Consider the following 6,227-nt stretch of genomic DNA (forward strand, 5'->3'; position numbering starts at 1 on the left):
CACGCTTCGATGCAGGTCGAACCATTCCCGCCGCTCATGGAGACGACAATGACCATCACCTGCTTCATCCGCTACCGGATCGACCCTTCGGCAAGGCGGCATTCGAGCAATATGCCCGCAACTGGGATCAGGCGATCCCGCGCTGCGGCGCCGACCTGGTCGGCTGTTTCGCGCCGCATGAAGGCTCGGCGACGACCGAATGTGGCGTCTACGACATCGAAAGCCTGGCCGCCTGCGAGGCCTACCGGGCGCGGCTGACGGCAGACCCGCTCGGCCGCGAGAACTGTTCTCGAAGCGGGAACGGCTCATCCTGAAGGAGGACCGCATCTTCCTGAAGCTGGCATCGGGGCCGCATGCTTGTGGCGGTCGCTAGCGGCTGGCAGCACCGGACGAAAAGGGCCTTTGCCGATGCCATTCGCGCGGCATCCGTCGTGGACGGCGATGTCCGCCCGCTGTCGCAATCGGAGGCGCTGACGCTGATGTGGTGCCCAGGACTTCATCGCGTCGGGTCCGCGCGCGCCACAGCCCGGAGCGCCCTACACCTATGTGACGACCAAAACCTTCCTGTCGGAGTTCGGCTTCGAGACGCTGCAGGACCTGCCCGACTTCGCGGCGCTGGTGGAAATCTGACCGGGGACGCGTGCGGTCGCCCCTGAATACGAAGATACGTTTTGGGAGGCCGGTTGAAGAATCTCTCTACGTCAGATGCCTTGCCCAGCGCCACGCATGATGCCGGGAGTATTGTTGTGAGCAAGGCTCTTTCCAAGCGTAGCGAGAAGGTCGGTCTGCGAAATCACACCAACGACATGGTAGGCCCGGTCGACCACGATCACCGCATGGGCAACGCCATCGGTGAGGCGCGGAAGTAATCCTACGGCCGGCTCGTCGGGGCCTGCCGTAACCGCTTCCGAGATTGGAAGCAGTTCCGACGTCTGCCCGTTTGCCAGTTCGCGCAGACCGACCGTTCCCAGCAGGCGCTTCTCGCTGTCGATGACAGGGAGCGTGCGAATGTCGTGTTCCAACAGGAGTGCTTTCGCCTGCATCGGGCTGGCGTCCTCGGAAACCGACACGACATCGCTGGACATGATGTCGGCGCAGGTCAGTTCTCCGTGCACACGAAGCAAGGCTCGCTGCTCGACGTGCCGCAGAAGGGTGTCTATGTCTGCACGGCTAACATCGAGAGTCTCGTTCAGATCCGAAATGGCTGCCTCGATGTCTGTTTCGTTGAATCCGACACGGATGGCCGCAGGAGGGTCCGATGTCTTGTGAGTATTGACGGTCGCTATGGTCTGTCGATGCGGATATTGGCGACCGGCCAATCGATGAAAGATCGTGCCGAGCACAACCAGGAGCACCGAGTTGATTGCGACCGGCACCAAAGGAAAAAGGAAACCGGCGCGTGAAACGGCCACGCCGCCTATGACAGCGGTCAACGCGGCGGCGCCTCCAGGCGGATGCAGTGAGCGTGTTAGCGACATTGCCAGTATCGCGAGCGATACTGCCAGACCGATTGCGATCATTGGGTCCTTGATGAAGTAGACTACCGTCACCCCGACAAGGGCTGAGATCGTGTTGCCGCCGACAATCGACCAGGGTTGCGCCAGCGGGCTTGCCGGGACCGCAAATAGCAATACCGCTGACGCGCCGACCGGTGCCACGATCAGCGGGAGTTGGGGATGGTCGCCGAAAACCAGGCCGCAGACGAACCCCGTAACGCATATGCCGACCAGAGCACCGATACAGCCGAGAACTCGGTCTTTCAGCGTTGCGCCGGCAAGGATCGGAGAAAATACCTTGAAGGTAAGCTTTTTGCCCAAAAAATCGATCTCTTCGCTGTCGTGGGATCCGGTTCAGCGCCTGGTTTGCAACTCGCGCTTGGCTGCTTGATGCCTTTATGTGCAATATTTTACACCGAGGCAATATTCTTTCATAAGGATAATCGCATCGAGACGGCTTTTCGAGAAGCCCGACTGAGGTTGGTAACGGGATAGGGCTGACTATGGATCGTCTGGTTGAAGTGCTGGCAACCATCACAGCGATCGCCTTCAGCTGGCCCGATTTTACCCGGATGTTGGAAGTCAAGATCGAACAGACTCCTTCGACCCTCATGTCTGTTTGTGTGGCAGCGGCGGTCCATCTTGGAGTTATCGGGTATGCCTTCAAGCATATAGGCGCTGGACTTGGCCTCGCAGCTTGGACCGCAGGCATGGTGACTGCGTTGTCATTCCGCGTACATCGGGTTCCCATCGCCGCAAGGCTTCTTCTGGCTTGCTTGGCCTTTGCAGTGGTTCAAGCCAGTGCTGAAATTCCGCCCATCTAGGAGCCCATTGGCGGTGGAATGGGCAGCGATCTGGTAGGTGAATTGTTGGCACTGAGAGGCCGGAAATCTGGATCTGATTTGCTTCACCTCACTGAAAGCTAGGTAGTTCAGGCAAGCGTTTGGCCGAGAGGCAAAAATATGAGTTTTCGCGCTGGCGCTTTTTTCAACGCGGTTCCCGCCTCGAAGCCAAAGTCGTCAGTATGGTGACCAGATCCGGGGACATGGAACTGATTTCGTCGAGGTGCACCTGGGAAAGAGCACGCAGTCGCAACTCGCTTTCTTCAGTTAGAGTTAGCAGTACACGACGTCCGTCCTCCGGGTCATGATTGCGATGTACCAGTCCCGCATCCTCGAGGCGTTTTGCGAGTTCGGCTGCGCTGTGATGGCGCACCAGCAGGCGTGACGCCAGATCACCGACGGAGAGCCCGCGGTCTTCGCCAAATCCTTTGATCGTTAACAGTGCCTGGTGCTGCTGGGCAGTTAGTCCCGCTTCTGAGGCAGCCGTTTCACTGAACCCTAGAAATTTCCTGATGGCATAACGAAACTCCGCAAGCCGACGATAGTCGACCGGCGAGGCATGTCCTTGAGCGCCTGCTGCACTTTTTTTCACCACGGCCATTTTCAATCCTGCTATTATATCGTAATGCGATATAAATTCCTCAAGCTGCCCCGATACCATGCCTATATCGACACAGACCAGTAAGCCAGTCGACGCCATGCTGGGGGGCCGCCATTCATCCCAGCCGCGCGTTGCAGATTTTACTGCTGATGCCCGCGTGCTGATGCTCATGGCAATCGCAGCGTTGGTGGGCGCTGTGGCCGTCGGGGCCGCCTGGGTCCTTCTTCGACTTATCGCGCTCTGCACCAACCTTGCCTATTTTGGGCGGGTTTCCTTCGAAGACGTGGTCATTGCGAATTCACCCTTGGGCTGGTGGATGGTCCCAGTGCCTGTGATCGGCTGTCTCATCATCGGGTTGATGGCACGTTTCGGTTCGGAGAAAATCCGGGGTCACGGCATCCCGGAAGCCATAGAAGCGATCCTCATCGGCAAAAGCCGCATAAGCGCCAAAGTGGCGATCCTGAAGCCTCTGTCCTCAGCGGTCTCGATCGGAACGGGTGGTCCCTTTGGTGCCGAGGGTCCGATTATCATGACCGGGGGTGCCATCGGGTCGCTGATTGCGCAAACAGTCCATCTCAGTTCTGTCGAACGTAAGGCGCTGCTTGTCGCAGGCGCTGCCGCTGGCATGACCTCAATCTTCGGCACCCCATTGGCGGCGGTGCTGCTGGCGGTTGAGCTGCTGCTTTTTGAGTGGAAGCCCCGTAGTTTCCTGCCTGTGGTCATCGCTGTCGCTGTAGCCGCATCGGCTCGCACCTTGTTGCTGGATCCAGCGCCGCTGTTTGCGTATGCCGGACAAATGGGGCCATCGCTCGGCAATTTTTTGTCCTGGGCAGCAGTGGGAGTGATCTCGGGTCTGGCGTCTGGCTTGTTGACTGCGATGGTCTACGGTTCAGAGGATCTGTTTCAGAAGCTGCCGATCCATTGGATGTGGTGGCCCATGATAGGGGGCCTCGTAGTAGGCCTCGGAGGTTTGATGGAGCCAGCGGCTCTTGGCGTTGGTTATGACAACATCCGCCATTTCCTGACGGGCGATCTCAACTTCAACGCCTCTCTGATGTTGCTTGTGGTCAAGGCTGTCATCTGGGCCGTCGCGCTTGGTTCCGGCACATCCGGCGGCGTACTCGCGCCCCTTTTGATCTTCGGCGGCGCCATTGGCGCCTTGCTCACTCCGGTTTTGCCAAGCGCAGACACTGGCTTCTGGTCGCTTCTGGGCATGGCAGCGATGATGGGCGGAACCATGCGTTCACCGCTGACGGCCACCCTCTTTGCAATTGAACTTACCGGGGACCAGCATGCATTGCTGCCGCTGCTCGTTGCCTGCACGATCGCCTATGCCACGACCGTGCTTCTCCTCAAACGTTCGATACTGACCGAAAAGATCGCCCGCCGCGGCCTCCACATCACCCGCGAGTACCAGGCCGATCCCTTCGAGCAGTCCTGGGTTCGGGACGTAATGGTCAAGGAACCGGATGCCATAGACACGTCGTGGACGATCGGTCGAACCATCGACCATTTCATGAGTTTGGAGCATCGCCATAAGAGCTATCCGGTCGTTGACGCCAGCAAGATTGTGGTTGGCATGGTGTCACGCGGGGACGTGCTCGAGTGGATGAGTGACTCCGATGGCCCAGATCGCGAGAGCACGCTCGCACAGGCTATTGCGCCCGATCTCTTGTTGGGACGGCCGGATGAGCTTGTCAGTCACCTCGCGGATCGGATGACTGCATCTGGAATAGGACGCGTCCCCATTGTTGATGCCGAAGGACGACTGGTCGGGCTTGTAGCCCGCAAGGATCTCCTCTCCGCAAGGGCGAGGCGCACTGCGGAAGAGCGTGACCACGCGAGGCTTCTGGGCCCGAAAGCCCAGCCTTAGCGAAATCTGGGAAGGTGGTCGCCGCACCTACCGGGCGCGATCGTCACCATCGAACTCGCGACCATGCAGGGATTGGCATTCGCGGCGGTTCAAATCCTGGCAATCGTTACCGAGGGATCGCTTCCGGATTGGCAGCCGGCCTTTCCCGCATGAGATCGCGCGACGTGGATTGGTTCCTGACCACTGTCCGCCGAAGTTACCGTCGAGGCCATGACAGACAACTTCTCATGACGCGAACGATCAAGGTCGCGACGGTTGTGTTGGTTAACAACACAGCTCGCATAGTGTGGGCATTGATGACCGGCGGTGCGCATCACAGGGTTTCCGCACCGATGAAAAATTCTAAGTCATTGTCTTTGTATTGAAAAATGCCAATGAGAAGAGAATAAAAAATATTTTCAAAAAAATTGCATAAAGGGTACAGCTGACGTTAGCCTTAGTCAGCAAGGAGACCTCGCGAATGAGCAGCCAGAACCCGATTTTCATTCCCGGCCCGACAAACATCCCGGATGTGTTGCGCAAGGCCGTGGACATGCCGANCAGCAAGGAGACCTCGCGAATGAGCAGCCAGAACCCGATTTTCATTCCCGGCCCGACAAACATCCCGGATGTGTTGCGCAAGGCCGTGGACATGCCGACCATCGATCACCGCAGCCCGMTTTTCGGAAAGATCCTTCAYCCYGCCCTGGACGGKGTGAAGAAGGTGCTGAAGACGACGCAGGCAGAGGTTTTCGCATTCCCGTCGACGGGAACGGGCGGCTGGGAAACGGCTATTTCAAATACCCTTTCGGCCGGGGACAAGGTTCTCGCCACGCGCAACGGCATGTTCAGCCATCGCTGGATCGACATGTGCCAGCGTCACGGCCTCGATGTCGCGGTCGTTACCCAGAACTGGGGCGAAGGCATTCCGGCGAACATCTTCGAGGAAATGCTCGTGGCYGACAAGGCGCACGAGATCAARGCGGTCCTGGCCACGCACAACGAAACGGCCACGGGCGTTCGTTCGGAYATCGCTGCAGTTCGCCGTGCCCTTGATGCGGCCGGCCACCCAGCCCTGCTTTTCGTCGACGGCGTCAGCTCGATCGGTTGCATGGATTTCCGGATGGACGAATGGCGGGTAGACGTCGCCGTTGCCGGCAGCCAGAAGGGGTTCATGCTGCCGCCGGGCCTCGCGATCGTTGCCTGTTCGCCGCGCGCACTTGCWGCCGCCGAAACCGCAGGCTTGCACCGGACRTTCTTCGACTTGCGCGACATGGCCAAGGGCTATGCCAACAGCGGCTACCCCTACACGCCGCCRGTCGGACTGYTGAAYGGACTGAAGCTCTCGACCGAGATGCTCCTGGAAGAGGGAATRGARAACGTGTTCGCGCGACACCACCGCATCGCCAGTGGCGTGCGGGCGGCCGTGGCGGCCT

At 59.1% G+C, this 6,227-nt stretch carries 5 protein-coding genes and 2 pseudogenes; 5 read left to right on the forward strand and 2 right to left on the reverse strand.

Annotated elements, in window-relative coordinates; all coding sequences use genetic code 11:
• The first annotated feature begins 48 nt into the window (after positions 1 to 48).
• Both ASC75_RS25745 and ASC75_RS26830 read left to right on the forward strand, forming a co-directional pair.
• Positions 49 to 373, forward strand: a pseudogene (locus tag ASC75_RS25745) (NIPSNAP family protein).
• A pseudogene (locus tag ASC75_RS26830) lies at positions 345 to 618 on the forward strand (SMC-Scp complex subunit ScpB); the annotation flags it as partial. The pseudogenes ASC75_RS25745 and ASC75_RS26830, both read left to right, overlap by 29 nt.
• Positions 619 to 701: 83 nt before the next feature.
• Here the strand turns inward: ASC75_RS26830 and ASC75_RS23990 are convergent.
• Positions 702 to 1,817 (reverse strand): HPP family protein, encoded by a 1,116-nt coding sequence (locus ASC75_RS23990; protein ID WP_210309510.1) that lies wholly within the window; start codon positions 1,815 to 1,817, stop codon positions 702 to 704.
• Positions 1,818 to 1,999: 182 nt separating this feature from the next.
• Between ASC75_RS23990 and ASC75_RS23995 the strand changes: the two genes are divergently transcribed.
• Entirely contained in the window at positions 2,000 to 2,320 is a 321-nt protein-coding gene (locus tag ASC75_RS23995; RefSeq protein WP_055981654.1) for a hypothetical protein, read from the forward strand.
• 163 nt (positions 2,321 to 2,483) lie between these two features.
• Here ASC75_RS23995 and ASC75_RS25755 read toward each other — a convergent pair whose 3' ends face one another.
• On the reverse strand, positions 2,484 to 3,110 hold the full coding sequence (locus ASC75_RS25755; RefSeq protein ID WP_348271307.1) for a MarR family transcriptional regulator: 627 nt from the start codon (positions 3,108 to 3,110) through the stop codon (positions 2,484 to 2,486).
• On the opposite strand from ASC75_RS25755, the gene ASC75_RS24000 reads away from it, so the two are divergent.
• Both ASC75_RS24000 and ASC75_RS24010 read left to right on the forward strand, forming a co-directional pair.
• Complete coding sequence (locus tag ASC75_RS24000; RefSeq protein ID WP_348271308.1) at positions 3,103 to 4,812, forward strand: chloride channel protein; 1,710 nt, start codon at positions 3,103 to 3,105, stop codon at positions 4,810 to 4,812. The genes ASC75_RS25755 and ASC75_RS24000 overlap by 8 nt on opposite strands.
• Before the next feature lie 559 nt (positions 4,813 to 5,371).
• A partial coding sequence (locus ASC75_RS24010; protein ID WP_055981749.1) for an aminotransferase class V-fold PLP-dependent enzyme occupies positions 5,372 to 6,227 on the forward strand: 856 nt, incomplete at its 3' end.

The sequence above is a fragment of the Aminobacter sp. DSM 101952 genome (assembly GCF_001424795.1).
GTDB lineage: Bacteria > Pseudomonadota > Alphaproteobacteria > Rhizobiales > Rhizobiaceae > Aminobacter > Aminobacter aganoensis.